The organism is Pantoea sp. GW821-FHT03E06 (assembly GCF_059420725.1).
Genome location: NZ_JBWKUG010000001.1, coordinates 1,953,194 through 1,967,842 on the forward strand (window position 1 = coordinate 1,953,194; position 14,649 = coordinate 1,967,842).

The 14,649-nt window shown below is 52.7% G+C and carries 15 protein-coding genes; 8 read left to right on the forward strand and 7 right to left on the reverse strand.

What is annotated here, in order from left to right; all coding sequences use genetic code 11:
- Nucleotides 1-13: 13 nt before the first annotated feature.
- A complete protein-coding gene (rhaS, locus tag AC07WB_RS09105; protein WP_494940361.1) occupies nucleotides 14-835 on the reverse strand; it encodes an HTH-type transcriptional activator RhaS in 822 nt (273 codons plus the stop codon).
- 290 nt (nucleotides 836-1,125) lie between these two features.
- On the opposite strand from rhaS, the gene rhaB reads away from it, so the two are divergent.
- Genes rhaB through rhaM form a run of 4 tightly spaced genes read left to right on the forward strand, consistent with a single transcriptional unit; the run spans nucleotide 1,126 to nucleotide 5,004 of the window.
- Nucleotides 1,126-2,598 carry a rhamnulokinase gene (rhaB, locus tag AC07WB_RS09110; RefSeq protein ID WP_494940362.1) on the forward strand — a complete coding sequence of 491 codons (1,473 nt, stop codon included), beginning with the start codon at nucleotides 1,126-1,128 and terminating at the stop codon, nucleotides 2,596-2,598.
- Complete coding sequence (locus AC07WB_RS09115; protein ID WP_494940363.1) at nucleotides 2,591-3,847, forward strand: L-rhamnose isomerase; 1,257 nt, start codon at nucleotides 2,591-2,593, stop codon at nucleotides 3,845-3,847. Before rhaB ends, AC07WB_RS09115 begins: the two co-directional genes overlap by 8 nt.
- Before the next feature lie 10 nt (nucleotides 3,848-3,857).
- On the forward strand, nucleotides 3,858-4,700 hold the full coding sequence (gene rhaD / locus AC07WB_RS09120; RefSeq protein WP_097097377.1) for a rhamnulose-1-phosphate aldolase: 843 nt from the start codon (nucleotides 3,858-3,860) through the stop codon (nucleotides 4,698-4,700).
- Nucleotides 4,690-5,004, forward strand: a complete 315-nt coding sequence (gene rhaM, locus AC07WB_RS09125) for an L-rhamnose mutarotase (protein WP_097097376.1) — start codon at nucleotides 4,690-4,692, stop codon at nucleotides 5,002-5,004. Before rhaD ends, rhaM begins: the two co-directional genes overlap by 11 nt.
- A 57-nt stretch (nucleotides 5,005-5,061) precedes the next feature.
- Here rhaM and AC07WB_RS09130 read toward each other — a convergent pair whose 3' ends face one another.
- Complete coding sequence (locus AC07WB_RS09130; protein WP_345829785.1) at nucleotides 5,062-5,709, reverse strand: TetR/AcrR family transcriptional regulator; 648 nt, start codon at nucleotides 5,707-5,709, stop codon at nucleotides 5,062-5,064.
- A gap of 296 nt (nucleotides 5,710-6,005) precedes the next feature.
- On the opposite strand from AC07WB_RS09130, the gene bhsA reads away from it, so the two are divergent.
- Complete coding sequence (gene bhsA / locus AC07WB_RS09135) at nucleotides 6,006-6,263, forward strand: multiple stress resistance protein BhsA (RefSeq protein WP_097097374.1); 258 nt, start codon at nucleotides 6,006-6,008, stop codon at nucleotides 6,261-6,263.
- An 84-nt stretch (nucleotides 6,264-6,347) separates the two neighbouring features.
- Here bhsA and AC07WB_RS09140 read toward each other — a convergent pair whose 3' ends face one another.
- From AC07WB_RS09140 to ynfM, 3 genes are all read right to left on the reverse strand, one after another.
- Nucleotides 6,348-7,532: a sugar transporter gene (locus tag AC07WB_RS09140; protein ID WP_494940364.1), complete on the reverse strand. Its 1,185-nt coding sequence runs from the start codon at nucleotides 7,530-7,532 to the stop codon at nucleotides 6,348-6,350.
- A 379-nt stretch (nucleotides 7,533-7,911) separates the two neighbouring features.
- On the reverse strand, nucleotides 7,912-8,169 hold the full coding sequence (locus tag AC07WB_RS09145; RefSeq protein ID WP_097097372.1) for a hypothetical protein: 258 nt from the start codon (nucleotides 8,167-8,169) through the stop codon (nucleotides 7,912-7,914).
- Nucleotides 8,170-8,336: 167 nt separating this feature from the next.
- Nucleotides 8,337-9,593, reverse strand: coding sequence for a multidrug efflux MFS transporter YnfM/SxtP(Kp) (ynfM, locus tag AC07WB_RS09150; RefSeq protein WP_494940365.1), 1,257 nt, complete (start codon nucleotides 9,591-9,593; stop codon nucleotides 8,337-8,339).
- Between the two features lie 94 nt (nucleotides 9,594-9,687).
- On the opposite strand from ynfM, the gene AC07WB_RS09155 reads away from it, so the two are divergent.
- From AC07WB_RS09155 to bioD, 3 genes are all read left to right on the forward strand, one after another.
- Nucleotides 9,688-10,584 (forward strand): LysR family transcriptional regulator, encoded by an 897-nt coding sequence (locus AC07WB_RS09155; protein WP_494940366.1) that lies wholly within the window; start codon nucleotides 9,688-9,690, stop codon nucleotides 10,582-10,584.
- Nucleotides 10,585-10,719: 135 nt separating this feature from the next.
- On the forward strand, nucleotides 10,720-11,937 hold the full coding sequence (gene mlc, locus AC07WB_RS09160) for a sugar metabolism global transcriptional regulator Mlc (protein ID WP_097097369.1): 1,218 nt from the start codon (nucleotides 10,720-10,722) through the stop codon (nucleotides 11,935-11,937).
- A gap of 102 nt (nucleotides 11,938-12,039) precedes the next feature.
- A complete protein-coding gene (gene bioD, locus AC07WB_RS09165; protein ID WP_097097368.1) occupies nucleotides 12,040-12,744 on the forward strand; it encodes a dethiobiotin synthase in 705 nt (234 codons plus the stop codon).
- Nucleotides 12,745-12,861: 117 nt separating this feature from the next.
- Here the strand turns inward: bioD and osmV are convergent, their stop codons facing one another.
- Together osmV and osmW are read right to left on the reverse strand one after the other, a co-directional pair.
- Nucleotides 12,862-13,998 (reverse strand): osmoprotectant ABC transporter ATP-binding protein OsmV, encoded by a 1,137-nt coding sequence (gene osmV / locus AC07WB_RS09170; RefSeq protein WP_097097367.1) that lies wholly within the window; start codon nucleotides 13,996-13,998, stop codon nucleotides 12,862-12,864.
- The gene (gene osmW, locus AC07WB_RS09175) at nucleotides 13,998-14,645 is read right to left on the reverse strand and encodes an osmoprotectant ABC transporter permease OsmW (RefSeq protein WP_064738719.1); all 648 of its coding nucleotides are present in this window, start codon (nucleotides 14,643-14,645) and stop codon (nucleotides 13,998-14,000) included. The genes osmV and osmW overlap by 1 nt, the downstream gene beginning before the upstream one ends.
- Between the last annotated feature and the right edge of the window lie 4 nt (nucleotides 14,646-14,649).

Consider the following 14,649-nt stretch of genomic DNA (forward strand, 5'->3'; position numbering starts at 1 on the left):
GAAAACACTCCGGTTATAGCATCTGCTGGCGCTCCGCTCGGGGCGCGCAGCCAAATTCTCGCCGGAACAGCGTGGAGAAGTGGTTACTGTCACCAAACCCACACTGATAGGCGATGTCGGTAATGCGCATATCGCTATGACGCAGTAAATGCCGCGCCTGTAACAGGCGAAGCCGATTAAGGTAACGCTGTGGCGTATTGCCGGTTTGCTGCTTCATCTGACGGTGCAGGGTACGCAACGACAACGAAAAACGATCGGCCAACGCATCCCATACAATATCTTCACTGTAGTGTTCATTGAGCCAGTCAAGCAACCGGTGCAAGCGTGCTTCCTGGTCCTGAGAGTGATCGTTGTGAGCCGCTTCGCGCAGCAGCACCAGCAGTTGTAGAAAGAGCTGTTCCTGGTGTGCGTGGCGTTCCAGCGACCAGCTATCCTGTTGCTTCATCTGCGTCACAATGTGCAACGCTTGCGCCATGACTTTGTGATTAATGCGCCAATGCGAAGCGTAGTTATCCTCTTCCTCACGAGGCAGCAACGCCTGCAACCCGGAAAGAAATCGAAATGAGGCCGGGCTACGGTAAAGCACATTGGTCAGGCACAAATTTTCGGTTTGCTCATACAGGTGGCGGTCGTGATCGCGAATAAAGCATACGCATCCGGCAGATAACGCCTGCGGCTGACCGTTAAACACATGAATACCTGAACCTTGCTCCACCAGCACAATTTCATGGAAATCATGATGATGTTCAGGAAACGCCTGCTGTGGCACGCGCGGCTCAATGGCGATGGCGTAATCCCCGGCTGGGAAGAAATCTGCGCTATGTAGAACAGTCATGGTTCGCCTCTCATTTGACTCAACTGCAGCCGAGTCTACGCAGGCGCCCCGCAGCTTACCTTGAATTTTGAACTGTGTGACGCAGGAAAATGGCTAATTTTTCAAGATCTCATCGGCGAATGACGGAAATGCGGCAAGGCTCACAACTCTCTACTTATCGGGTTATGTGAGCTTTCTCACGAACTTCTTTGTCCGTCTGCCAGCAGATATTCCGGCCTGGCAGTAAGGGGAAGGTGGCCAAAAGCAGAGGTTTCTAATCTGTAGTCATCTCATTACAGGAAGAACACGCCATGAGTATGCGTAACATTGTTGCCATTGATTTAGGCGCATCCAGCGGGCGCGTGATGCTCGCACAATGGAGTTCAGCAAAGCAGCACATTAGCCTGCGCGAAGTCCGCCGCTTTACCAATCAGCGCGTACGCCGTGCCGACTATGATTGTTGGGATCTGGACCGACTGGAGCAGGAGATACGTCTCGGACTCGCCCAGCTAGACGACGAAGGCATCGTGCCTGACAGCATCGGCATTGATACCTGGGGCGTCGATCTGGTGCTGCTGGATGCCAACGGCGAGCGTGTCGGTGAGGCGGTTAGCTATCGTGACAAGCGCACGGAAGGGCAAATGGCGCAGGCCATTAACGACCTTGGCAAAGAAGCCATCTATCAACGTACGGGCATTCAGTTTCTCCCCATCAATACGCTCTATCAACTGCGTGCGCTGCATCAACAGCAGCCCGATTGGCAGGCACGAGTGCGCCATGCCTTAATGATTCCGGACTACCTGCATTATCGCCTTACCGGCCAGATGAACTGGGAATATACCAACGCCACAACGACGCAATTGCTCAATATCCAGAGCGGTGAGTGGGACCACGATTTACTGGCGTGGGCGGGTGTCCCTGCTGAGTGGTTTGGTAAACCGACGGCACCGGGAAATACCGTGGGATACTGGACCAGCGCCAGTGGCAACTATATTCCCGTGATTGCTGTCGCCACTCACGACACCGCCAGTGCGGTTCTGGCGACACCATTGATGCAGGATGATGCTGCCTACCTCAGTTCAGGCACCTGGTCACTGATAGGCATTGAGAGTTTGCAGCCTTGTGTCAGCAGCGCTGCGCTTAACGCCAACGTGACTAACGAAGGCGGAGCAGAAGGCTATCGTGTGTTGAAAAACATCATGGGCCTGTGGCTGCTGCAACGAGTGTGCACGGAACTGCACATTACCGATCTCTGCTCACTGATCGATGATGCTGCACAAGAACCGCTGTGCCACGCCCTGATCAATCCCAACCACAGCCGCTTTATCAACCCTATCAGCATGGTCCAGGAGATTCAAAACGCCTGCGCCGAGCAGAATATGCCGGTGCCGCAAACGCCTGCCGCGCTAGCGCGCACCATTTTTGACAGCCTGGCACTGTTATATCGCCAGTCAATCAGGGAACTCGACCAGCTCCGCGCCACGCCGCTGCGGCAGCTACATGTGGTGGGCGGTGGCAGCCAAAACCCGCTCCTAAACCAACTGTGTGCCGATGCTTGTCAGGTACCCGTATTGGCCGGCCCTATTGAAGCCTCAACGCTCGGCAACGTCGGTTGCCAGTTAATTGCGCTGGGGGAATTGCGTGACGTTAACGATTTACGCCGCTGCATCAGCCAAAACTTCCCGTTGAAAACATTTGAACCGCTAAAAAACAGTGCCTTTGCTGCCCATCAGGCACGCTTTGCGGCGCTGAGCCAACCTGCTAAGGAACTTGCATATGACTAAGCTGATTGAACAAGCCTATGAACTGGCTAAACAACGCTATGCCGCGATGGGCATAGATGTGGAACAGGTGATGGCGCAACTGGATGGCATTCCTGTCTCAATGCACTGCTGGCAGGGCGATGATGTTCGCGGTTTTGAAAATCCGAACGGCGAATTAACCGGCGGCATTCAGGCGACGGGCAACTATCCCGGCCGCGCCCGCAATGCGGACGAGCTGCGCGCTGATGTAGAAAAGGCGATGTCGCTTATTCCCGGCGCCAAACGCCTCAACCTGCACGCGATTTATCTGGAGAGCGATAAGCCGGTTGATCGTGATGCAATTGAGCCACAACATTTCAGCAACTGGGTGGAATGGGCTAAAACGCATAAGTTAGGTCTCGACTTCAATCCAAGCTGCTTCTCGCATCCGCTGAGCGCTGATGGTTTCACGCTGTCGCACGCAGATAAAGGTATTCGCCAGTTCTGGATCGATCACTGCAAAGCCAGCCGCCGCATTTCTGCCCACTTTGGCGAGCAGCTAGGTACGCCTTCGGTCATGAATATTTGGGTACCGGACGGAATGAAAGATCTCACCGTCGATCGATTAGCGCCACGTCAACGACTGGCCAGCGCGCTTGATGAAGTTATCAGTGAAAAACTCAACCCAGCGCATCATATCGATGCCGTAGAGAGCAAACTATTTGGCATTGGGGCAGAGAGCTACACCGTGGGCTCCAATGAGTTCTGCCTCGGGTATGCCAGCAGCCGCCAAACCGCATTAACGCTCGATGCCGGGCACTTCCATCCTACCGAAGTGATTTCGGACAAAATATCCACCGCCATGCTTTACGTGCCGCGTCTGCTGCTGCATGTGAGCCGCCCAGTGCGTTGGGACAGCGATCACGTGGTCATTCTCGACGATGAAACGCAAGCCATCGCCACTGAAATTGCCCGCCACAAGCTGTTCGACAAAGTGCATATCGGCCTCGACTTCTTCGATGCTTCGATCAACCGCATCGCGGCATGGGTGATTGGGACGCGCAATGCCAAAAAAGCGCTGTTACGTGCGCTGCTTGAGCCAACCGATCAGTTACGTAAGCTGGAATTAGAAGGGGATTACACCGGCCGTCTGGCCATGCTGGAAGAACAGAAATCCTTGCCGTGGCAAGCGGTATGGGAAGCATGGTGCCTGCGCCACGATGTTCCGGCTGACGCCAGCTGGCTGAGCGAAGTCCGTCATTATGAACAACAAACACTGCGTCAACGTTAAGGGACACATCATGCAAAATATTCTCTCTTCCGCTTTTGTTCAGGGAATGGTTAAAGCGACCAGCGACATGTGGTTGAAGGGCTGGGATGAGCGTAACGGCGGTAACGTTACCCTGCGCTTGTTACCTGAGGAAGTTAAAGCTTACGCCAGTGATTTTTATACGGAGCCGCGCTGCATTGAGTTGACGCAACCCGCACCGGCCCTGGCCAATGACTGGTTTCTGGTAACCGGTTCGGGCAAATTTTTCCGCAATGTCCAGATCGATCCGGCCGATTGCCTCGCGCTGTTGCAGGTGGATGACAAAGGGTTGTCATACAAAATCCATTGGGGATTGAGTCATGGTGGCTTGCCAACGTCAGAATTAGCTGCGCACTTTCAGTCGCACAGCGTGCGCAAGCAGATCTCCAACGGCGTCGACCGCGTCATCATGCATTGTCACGCCACCAACTTCATGGCGCTGAGCTATGTGGTGGATCTGGACTCAGCGCGCTTTACGCGCTTGCTATGGGAAGGCAGCACTGAATGTCTGGTAGTGTTCCCCGATGGCGTTGGCATTCTGCCGTGGATGGTGCCTGGCACCGATGGCATTGGGCAAGCGACAGCGGATGCGATGGCAAACCACAGCATTGTGATGTGGCCGTTCCACGGCATTTTTGGTGCTGGCCCCAATCTTGATGAGACGTTTGGCTTAATCGATACCGCCGAAAAATCATCAGAAGTGGTGGTAAAAGCGCTGTCGATGGGCGGCATTCGTCAAAGTATCACCACCGAGCAGTTGATTGCATTGGGTGAGCGTTTCAACGTCAAGCCATGGCAAGCAGCTTTACAGGCGGAGCGCAGTGATGTTGCGTAAGGCGTTTGTGATGCAGGTTCATGCACACTGCCACGATGAGTATTTGCGTCGCCATTCGCCTATATGGCCAGAGCTGGCCGAAACGCTGAAAGCCCATGGTGCACACAATTATGCTATTTGGTTAGACGAAGAGCGCAATCTACTCTTTGCAAGTGTGGAGGTTGAGTCTGAAGCGCGTTGGGATGCTGTGGCAAAAACGGATGTGTGTCAGCGCTGGTGGGCATCGATGAAGGAGTTAATGCCAGCAAATCCTGATAACAGCCCGCTGAGTGCGGCTCTCAAACCGATGTTTTTCTTGCCGTAGAATCGCGCGTTAAAAGAAGTTAAGCAGGCCAGCATTCATGTTGGCCTGCATTTTTATCTAGCTCAGCTCACAATAACCTGCCAACGCAGGCCAAATTGCCATCTGCGTATCGACGATCTGGTCAAGATCGGCGCGATTGGCACCTTCGCGAGCCCGTACCGACATTCCCTGCAGCAAGCAGGCGAGATAACTGGCTAATGTGCTGCTGTTAGCGCACTGCGGCAGTTCATTACGTTGCTGCCGCTTATCGAGAAACGCTTTTAACGCAGACTCTTGCGCATGATGCTGCTGCGCAAGCATCTGTGCCACCTCTTCTGAGCCAGACGATAACGCGCTGGACGTACAGATAAAAAAGCAGCCTGCGGGTTTATCGCACTCGGTAAAACAAGCCGCGGTGGCGCGAAAATACGCTTCAATTGCGGTTTTCACATCCAGCGCATCATCATTCAATACCGCATTACGCTGTGCACTGAATGTTTCGATGTAGCGCTGCATTGCCGCACGAAATAAACCCTCTTTGTTTTCAAACTCAGCATAGAGCGTAGGTGCTTTAGCGCCGGTTGCGTTAACCAAATCTGACAGCGAAGTGCCTTCGTAACCATGGGCCCAGAACAGCATCAATGCTTTATCTAGCGCATCGTTACGATCAAAGACTTTTGGTCGACCGCGAGTTTTACGGTTTACCGCTGCGGTAATGTCTGTCATTGGGCACCTCATTGCATGAAAACACCCAATTAAATTACCGATCATTAAATAAATATGCAAGTCGACTTCATCTTACCTGCGTTAGGCTTTGCCCGTTTGTGCTTTCGCTGGCTAAAAGCACCCGAATGGATAAGTCAAAAAAGCGCTGAAAGCCCATAATCACGCCACTCCCGATTAAAATAATGACCGTTAATAAAATGATTGACGAGCATGCCCATTCGGCGTTAGCATTTAATTAACGGTTGTTAAGTTAATCGCATCCGACCCCAATTCATCTGTGTATAAGAGAGAAAATTATGAAAAGCATTAAACTGACCCTGGCCGCTGTGGCACTGTCCTCCATCGCGTTTGGTAGCATGGCTGCCGATCTGGTAAACGAAGCGCCAATGAATCAACAACAGATTGGCGTGATTAGCGCTTCAGGTAGCACTAACCTGACCTCGCTGGAGAACCAGCTATCGGAGAAGGCCAATGCTGCGGGAGCAAAGTCTTTCCGCATAACTTCGACCTCTGGCAACAACAAGCTAAATGGCACAGCAGTCATTTATAACTAAGAGAATTGTGCAGCGTGCCCCGAAGCATGCTGTGAGAAATGAATAAAAGGCTTCAGCAGCGTATGTCTGCTGAAGCCTTTTTTATTATCCGTTAGAACGTAACTGAGGATAGCGACGGAAGATAGCGATACACCAGAACAGGGCGGCAAGCCCAATGATGCCACCAACGTTACCCACATCTGACATTTTCATATGCAGGCTAACCTGGTTGCCCAGCAGCGCGCCTGCACCAATGCCAATATTGTAAATCCCTGAGAACAGCGACATTGCGACATCAGTTGCATCCGGTGCCAGTGCCAACACGCGCACCTGCATAGCCAATCCGATCATCATCATTGCCATGCCCCAGGCGATGCATAGTATGGTGATTGCGGCGGGACGCGCGGCGGCAAAGACCAATAGACCCATGCTCAACGTGATGATAGCAATGGCCGCGATCAGCATCGCTGAGGGGAATTTATTACCTAGCGTGCTGAACAACACGCTGCCGATAATGCCAGCCGATCCAAACAGCAGCAAAAGCAGGGTGGTGAAGTTTTCATCGGCATTGGCCACAACCTGCATAAACGGTTCGATATAGCTGTAAGCGGTGTAATGCGCCGTCACCACCACCGTTACCAGAATGTACATGGCGACCAACGCAGGACGACGGAATAACATCGGTACGCTGCTCAGCGAACCGGTGTGTTCACTAGGCAGGCGAGGAAGTACGCGCATCAGCAGGATGAGCAATACCAAAGCCGACAATCCAATCATACCGAAAGTAGTACGCCAGCCGAGGTATTGACCCACGATGCGGCCAATGGGCACACCCAATACCATCGCCAGCGCCGTCCCGGTAGCCAGCATACTTAATGCCTGTGTTTTCTTACCGGCAGGCGCCACACGAATTGCCAGCGAAGCGGTAATTGACCAGAACACCGCATGCGCCAGCGCAATGCCGATACGGGAGATAACCAGAGAAGTGAAATCCCACGCCACAGAAGAGAGCACGTGGCTGGCAATAAACAGAATAAATAGCACCGACAGGAGTAAGCGGCGTTCAATGTTACGCGTCAGCAACATCAACGGCAGCGACAATAGTGCCACCACCCATGCATAGATGGTGAGCATGATGCCAACGTCGGCGGTCTTCATGGCATAACTGGCGGCGATATCCGACAGCAGACCAACCGGAACGAATTCCGTGGTGTTAAAGACAAAAGCAGCGATAGCCAGCAGCACGACGCGCAGCCAGGCTGTCTTACGGGAGACGGTTGTAGATTGCATGGAGTTCAAATCAGTCAGGCGGCGAATGTCAGGGCCAAATTGCACCCCATAAAGGTGACCTTTGTCACAAAATTGCGGCTATTGTGGAGCATTAATGCGCCGAGGGAAACCGTTTGTCGGGCTTTTATCGCTGAATATTTTTTATCACCTCCGGCGTGGTTAATAGCCTGAGGTTATTATTGTTTTCTGCTCGATAAATAAACAGCGCGAAGAAGTGAAGTAAAATGCTAAGACGGGTTCGGGGCGATCTGGACCTTGGGCGCATTCCTTACATAAAGGTCCAGACAATATTAAGCTGAAATTTATAATTATTATGAAATCCCTTAGTTTCGCTTAACAAAATGGTTTAACCGCTTAAGCCATTGTCAGACCAGTATTATCAGAGTCTCACCATGTGTTTTAGTGCCACACTATTCTGGGTTGTCAGGTTTTTTTTTACACCGACCGGACAACAGTGCTCGCAGCCCATCGCGCTGGTATAAAACTTACGCGCCTGTTGGATGGCGGCGTTCGGCGTATAAAAAGTACCTAGAAAACGGCGTGCATTATCGGAAGGGAGGAACGGGCAGCCCGTTGCATGTACCACATGATTGTCGTTATAGCCGGCATGCTTATCGACGTAATAATAGAGTTCCATCTAACGTCCTCATTGCTGTGAAATAATAAAAGTCTAACTATTGTTGGAATGGAATTATTATAGCGATGAATCGCCATTTTGTTTTATCTGGAACTGTCAGAACGGCGGGTGGCGTAACGTGATAAAAGAAGCGGGGCGCACAGGCCCCGAGAGAAAGGTGAAAAGTATTACAGTTTTCGGCACTGTAAGCGCCATCCGACCAACAAAGCCATTAATAATAAAAGCGTAATGAAGACGGTGACGCCTATCCAACCATAGCTATGCCAGAACACGCCACCTAGCGTTCCTGCCACACTTGAGCCCACATAGTAGCTGAACAGATAAAGTGAAGAGGCCTGGCCTTTAGCGCGGCGCGCGCGTGGACCAATCCAGCCGCTTGCAACCGAGTGAGCGGCAAAGAATCCAGCGGTGAACAACATCATGCCAGGTAAAATTGCCCACAGTGAGTCAAAGGCGGTAAGCAACAGTCCCGCGAGCATGATCGCCGTGGCGCTAATCATCACTGGACCACGCCCAAAGCGGCTGGTCATGGCCCCGGCCTTCGGCGAGCTCCAGGAGCCGGTAAGATAAACAATTGAAAGCAAACCCACCACGGCCTGGCTTAGCGACCACGGTGCGCTCAGAAGGCGATAACCGATGTAGTTAAACAGCGTCACGAATGCGCCCATCAGCAGAAAGCCTTCCGCAAACAGCAACGGCAGTCCTTTATCGCGCCAGTGCAGGCGGAAGTTGATGAACAAACTGCGCGGTCGCAACGATGCCGGACGGAAATGGCGCGATGCTGGCAAAATTTTCCAAAACATCAGCGCACCGGCAAGGGCAAAGCAGCCGATAACGCCAACGGCAATGCGCCATGAGAAAAAGTCAGTGAGAACGCCGGTAAGCAATCGTCCACTCATACCGCCAATCGAGTTGCCGCTAATATACAGTCCCATCGAAAAGGCGATAACCCGCGGATGAATCTCTTCGCTCAGATACGTCATGCCCACAGCCGCGACGCCGCTAAGCGATAAACCTATCAACGCGCGCATCAGCAAAATCCCCTGCCAACTGCTCATGGTGGCTGATATCAACGTGCAAATGGCCGCGAGCAATAGCGCCGTTACCATTACCGATTTGCGTCCAATTGCGTCCGATAACGGGCCGGTAAACAGCAATCCCAACGCCATTAACCCGGTCGAAAGTGAGAGCGAAATGCTGCTCTCTGCGGGCGACACGCCAAATTGCTGTGATAGCACTGGGAGGATGGGCTGTACGCAATATAACAAAGCAAAAGTGGCAAGGCCGGCGGAAAACAGCGCAAGGGTCACGCGCATAAACTGCGGCGATCCGCGCTCAATCCATTCTGAAGGGGGTACAGCGGGTGCAGGCTCTACGGACAACTCGTCTTCATCAAGTATCCCCGCCTGGGAAGAGCGACTCACGGAACATCCTCGGTTGGTGATTAATGACGTTACTGTAGGAAAGCGCTAATAGGTTGTACAATATATTAATAATCTCAAATAAGACGTTTAAAATATGAATATTGAGTTGCGCCATTTACGCTATTTCATCGCCGTGGCGGAAGAGTTGCATTTTGGCCGTGCAGCGCAGCGCCTGAATATTTCGCAACCGCCGCTCAGTCAGCAGATTCAGCATCTGGAACAGGAAATTAGCGCTCAACTTTTTACGCGTACCAATCGTAGCGTGCAGCTCACGCCCGCAGGGCGCCTTTTTCTCCAGGATGCGCGCGCTATTATGCTGCAGGTTGAGCAGGCAACGGGCCGTGCGGCGCGAGTACATAGCGGCCAGGAGGGTGAGTTACGCATCGGTTTTACGTCGTCCGCTCCGTTCACCGGTCTGGTATCCGATGCGCTTTATCAGTTCCGGCAGCGCTGGCCGGAGGTGCACATTCAGATGCAGGAGAACAATACGCGCCAGCAGCTTGCGCCTCTGCATGAAGCGCGGCTCGATCTCGGCGTTATGCGCAATACGCCGCTACCCAACGACCTGCAACATCGGGTGTTACTGCGTGAACCGCTCTGTGCCGTGGTGCACTGGGCACATCCGCTGGCTGATGCGGAATCAATTTCCATCCAGCTATTAGCAAACGAGCCATTTGTGTTTTTTGATCCGCAAGGGGGGACGGCGCTGTACGGAGAAATTCTGGCGCTGCTGCATCGTTATCAAATCCAACCCTTTATTACCCAGGAAGTCGGTGAAGCGATGACTATTCTTGGCCTGGTGGCAACCGGTCTTGGTGTCTCGATCTTACCGGCGTCTTTCCGTCGAGCGCGTCTGGCGGATGTGGTATGGATTCCCTTGCAGGAGAGCGATGCTATTTCTGAGGTTTGGCTAGTCTGGTCGGCGACGCGTGAACCCACCGCGCAGATGGCAAATATGATGACGCTGATGCTCAAAAATGCCGAGAATTGAACCAGCTGTTGTCGCGATATACTCTCTTTATGTGCGATAAATCACATTTCTAATCAAATATTTGACGCTGCCGGTCAATCTGCATCACCATAGCTGCTGTTTATTTAGAAGCGCGAAAATAATGGGAGCAGGGGCGTGAATCTGTACAGTCAACCTGGCCATATTGACCAGATAAAACAGACCAACGCAGGTGTGGTTTACCGACTGATTGACCTTTACGGCCCGATTTCGCGTATTGAGCTGTCTAAACGTGCCCAGTTAGCACCCGCCAGTATTACCAAAATCGTACGTGAAATGCTTGATGCCCACCTGGTGCAGGAAACGGAGTTTCAGGATCCGGGCAGTCGCGGGCGTCCGGCGATTGGTCTGATCCTCGATACCCTTGCCTGGCACTTTCTCGCTATTCGCATCCAACCCGGACAGATTACGCTAACGCTGCGCGATCTCAGCACGCGAGCAATCCAGGAAGATCGATTACCGCTGCTCGCCACGCCTGAAAAGCCATTGCTACAAACCTTGCAAGACATCGTCAATGATTTCTTCATTCGACATCAAAGTAAGCTGGAGCGGCTAACCGCTATCGCCATTACGCTACCAGGGTTAATCAACGCCGCTTCGGGCGTGGTGCATCGCATGCCAGGATATGATGTGGAGGAGATGCCTCTGGGAGAAACCCTGGCTCAGCGCACCGGGCTACCGGTGTTTGTGCAGCATGATATTTCCGCATGGACGCTCGCAGAAGCGCTATTTGGCGCATCGGGCGGCGCGCAAAACGTGATTCAGATAGTGATTGATGAAACGGTTGGCGCGGGCGTCATTAGCGGCGGACAGTTGTTGCATAAGAATGGCCGCACCTTAGTGGAAATTGGACATACGCAAATCGATCCCTACGGCCAACAGTGCTATTGCGGGAATAATGGTTGCCTCGAAACGGTGGCCAGCACCGGAAGTCTGCTGAACCTGACGGCGCAGCGTTTGCCGTCGCAGCCAGAAAGTTTGTTGCATGATGCACCTTTGACCATCGCAAGCCTGTGCTCGGCAGCCCAGCAGGGCGATCGTCTGGCGCGCGATGTCATTGCCGGAGTGGGTCATCATATAGGCCGCATGCTAGCAATGATGGTCAACATCTTTAATCCTCAACAAATACTTATCGGTTCTCCGCTCAACCAGGCTTCTGACGTTTTGTTTCCGGCGGTGAGTAGTACCATTCGTCAGCAGGCATTGCCCGCGTACAGCCGTGAAATCCAGCTCACGCCAACGGCTTTCAACGATCCTGGCACCTTTGGCGGCGCGGCGCTGATCAAAGACGCGCTCTATAGCGGCTCTTTATTGGTAAAACTGTTGCAGGGATAATTAAAGCTCACCTTAAGTTTGCGCTAACGCAATCTGCTTCTCGCCACATTTACTTAAACTGCCTCCTTCGCACGTTACACATCGCTTTAATGAAGGAGGAGAGTGGTGAAAACACTTTTTGTCACCGGTACCGACACCGCGGTGGGTAAAACCGTCGTATCACGCGCGTTATTACAGTGTTTCGCAAAAGCCGATTTATGCGCAGCAGGTTACAAACCTGTCGCCAAAAGCGCGCAGGTCACACCTGAGGGGCTACGTAATAAAGATGCGCTTTTATTACAGCAGTCTTCCGCTCTCACTCTGCCTTATAGCGCGGTGAATCCTATTACGTTGATTGAGGATGAGATCAGCACCAGCTCTTCGCAACGTATTGATTATTCACTGTTGAGTCGCGGGCTTCATGATTTACAAGCGCGCGCAGCCTGCGTTGTGGTTGAGGGCACGGGTGGTTGGCGTAGTTTAATGAACGATCTCCAACCGTTATCTAACTGGGTACAGCAGGAGCAATTACCCGTGCTGTTGGTGGTAGGGATTAAAGAAGGCTGTATCAGTCATGCATTACTCACCGCAGATGCCATTGCGCTTGATGGATTGAAATTAGTGGGCTGGGTTGCTAATCGTATTAATCCAGGTTTGGCCCATTATGCTGAGATTATCGATGTGCTGCGGGAAAAACTGCACGCCCCTTTGTTAGGGGAATTGCCTTATTTACCGCGCGCAGAACAGCGCGAACTCAGCCGCTATCTGGATGTAAATCTATTGAATGAAGCGGTTGCGCGCAATGACAGTGCCAAACCAGCAGCCTGATGAAAGTGAATGCAGTGATGAATTTTGCTCTGGTGCGTCTCGCTGTCGTCACCCTACGCTGAGTCATGCCCCGCGCGGTAAAAAGCGCGGGGCACTTACTCGATTAACGTAGGTTTATTAAGGATTTAACCGACGACGCGTACGCCCTGAACTCAGATAATCGGCGATGTAATCCTGTGATATTTCGCCACTGTAGCGTCCCTCTTCATCGACAATCGGCATCCATACCGTGTTGTGTTCATACAGTTTGGAGAGCACCACGCGCAGGTTTTCTTCAGCTTTCCCCGTCACTTTAAACGTATGCAGCATCTCTTCGCAGCGACCGGTGGCTCCGCGTGCTTCACGACGCTTCACAAATCCCAGTGGCTTGCCATCTTCATCTACTACCGTCACCGAACGCATATCGTTATCGTCCATGGTGGCGAACGCTTCCTGCAGGGGCGTATTACGTTGTACGGTAATGGTGGGCTGTTGATCGGTTACATCGCCTGCCTGCACCAGCAGTAACCGTTTCAGCGTTCGGTCCTGACCGACAAAAGAGCCAACAAAATCGTTAGCGGGTTTGGCTAACAGCTCATCCGGGCTGGCGCACTGCACGATTTTACCCTGACCAAATACCGCAATGCGGTCGCCCAGTTTCAACGCTTCATCGATATCATGACTCACCAGCATCACGGTCTTCTTCAGCTGACGCTGCATCTCGAGAAACTCGTTCTGAATCACTTCTCGGTTGATGGGGTCGACCGCACCGAAAGGTTCATCCATCAGCAATACCGGCGGATCAGCGGCCAGTGCGCGAATCACGCCGATACGCTGCTGTTGGCCACCGGACATTTCGCGTGGATAGCGGTGCAGGAATTTGGTCGGATCGAGCGCCACCATGCTCATCAATTCCGTGGCACGTTCGCGGCAGCGCTTCTTATCCCAGCCCAGCATACGCGGCACTACGGTGATATTCTCTTCGATGGTCATATTCGGGAACAGACCAATCTGCTGGATGACATAACCAATATTACGGCGCAGGGTCACGGTATCTTGTCCGCTGGTGTCTTCGCCGTTGATCAAAATCCGGCCGCTTGAGGAAGGGATCAGACGATTAATCATCTTCAGGGTAGTGGTTTTGCCACAGCCCGATGGACCGAGCAGCACACACATTTCCCCGGCAGGCACTTCAAGGCTGACGTTATCAACGGCATTAAGCGTAGTGCCGTTCTTTTGCGTAAAGGTTTTCGTCAGGTTTTCCAGTTTTATCATTATCGAATCCCCTTAGGAGTCAGCGCCGACTGCAAACGGTGCAGCAGCCAATCAAGCACAATCGCGAGCAAACAAATCATTAAGGCACCGGCAATCAACATACGCACATCGCTGCCGCTGATACCGTCGAGCAGCTGCAGGCCCAGGCCGCCGGCCCCAATCACGGCAGCAATCGCCATTACACCGACGTTCATCACTACCGCTGTACGAATACCGCCGAAAATCACCGGCAGCGCCATTGGAATTTCTACCCAACGCAGGCGTTGCCAGAAGGTCATGCCAATTCCGCGCCCGGCTTCACGCAGACCTGGGGAAAGATTCTCCAGTGCGGTGTGCGTGTTACGCACGATGGGCAGCAGCGAGTAAAGGAACACGGCAGTAATCGCGGGAAGGGCACCGATGCCTTGACCGATCATCGAAAACAGCGGAATCATCAGGCCGAACAGCGCAATGGTGGGAATGGTTAACACGATGGTGGCGATGCCGAGCACCGGCGTTGCCAGCCACTTAAAGCGCACAATCAAAATGCCCAGCGGTACGCCGACAATAATCGCGAAACCGACCGCCACCAGCACCAGCCACGTATGTTGCCAGGTGAGCGTCATCAGGGTGTGCCAGTTATTCATGATGTAATGCAAGGTATCCACAGCG

Coding starts and splice junctions, on each gene's coding strand:
- rhaS (WP_494940361.1), bottom strand. CDS start 835: ATGACTGTTCTACATAGCGCAGATTTCTTCCCAGCCGGGGATTACGCC.
- rhaB (WP_494940362.1), top strand. CDS start 1,126: ATGAGTATGCGTAACATTGTTGCCATTGATTTAGGCGCATCCAGCGGG.
- AC07WB_RS09115 (WP_494940363.1), top strand. CDS start 2,591: ATGACTAAGCTGATTGAACAAGCCTATGAACTGGCTAAACAACGCTAT.
- rhaD (WP_097097377.1), top strand. CDS start 3,858: ATGCAAAATATTCTCTCTTCCGCTTTTGTTCAGGGAATGGTTAAAGCG.
- rhaM (WP_097097376.1), top strand. CDS start 4,690: ATGTTGCGTAAGGCGTTTGTGATGCAGGTTCATGCACACTGCCACGAT.
- AC07WB_RS09130 (WP_345829785.1), bottom strand. CDS start 5,709: ATGACAGACATTACCGCAGCGGTAAACCGTAAAACTCGCGGTCGACCA.
- bhsA (WP_097097374.1), top strand. CDS start 6,006: ATGAAAAGCATTAAACTGACCCTGGCCGCTGTGGCACTGTCCTCCATC.
- AC07WB_RS09140 (WP_494940364.1), bottom strand. CDS start 7,532: ATGCAATCTACAACCGTCTCCCGTAAGACAGCCTGGCTGCGCGTCGTG.
- AC07WB_RS09145 (WP_097097372.1), bottom strand. CDS start 8,169: ATGGAACTCTATTATTACGTCGATAAGCATGCCGGCTATAACGACAAT.
- AC07WB_RS09155 (WP_494940366.1), top strand. CDS start 9,688: ATGAATATTGAGTTGCGCCATTTACGCTATTTCATCGCCGTGGCGGAA.
- osmV (WP_097097367.1), bottom strand. CDS start 13,998: ATGATAAAACTGGAAAACCTGACGAAAACCTTTACGCAAAAGAACGGC.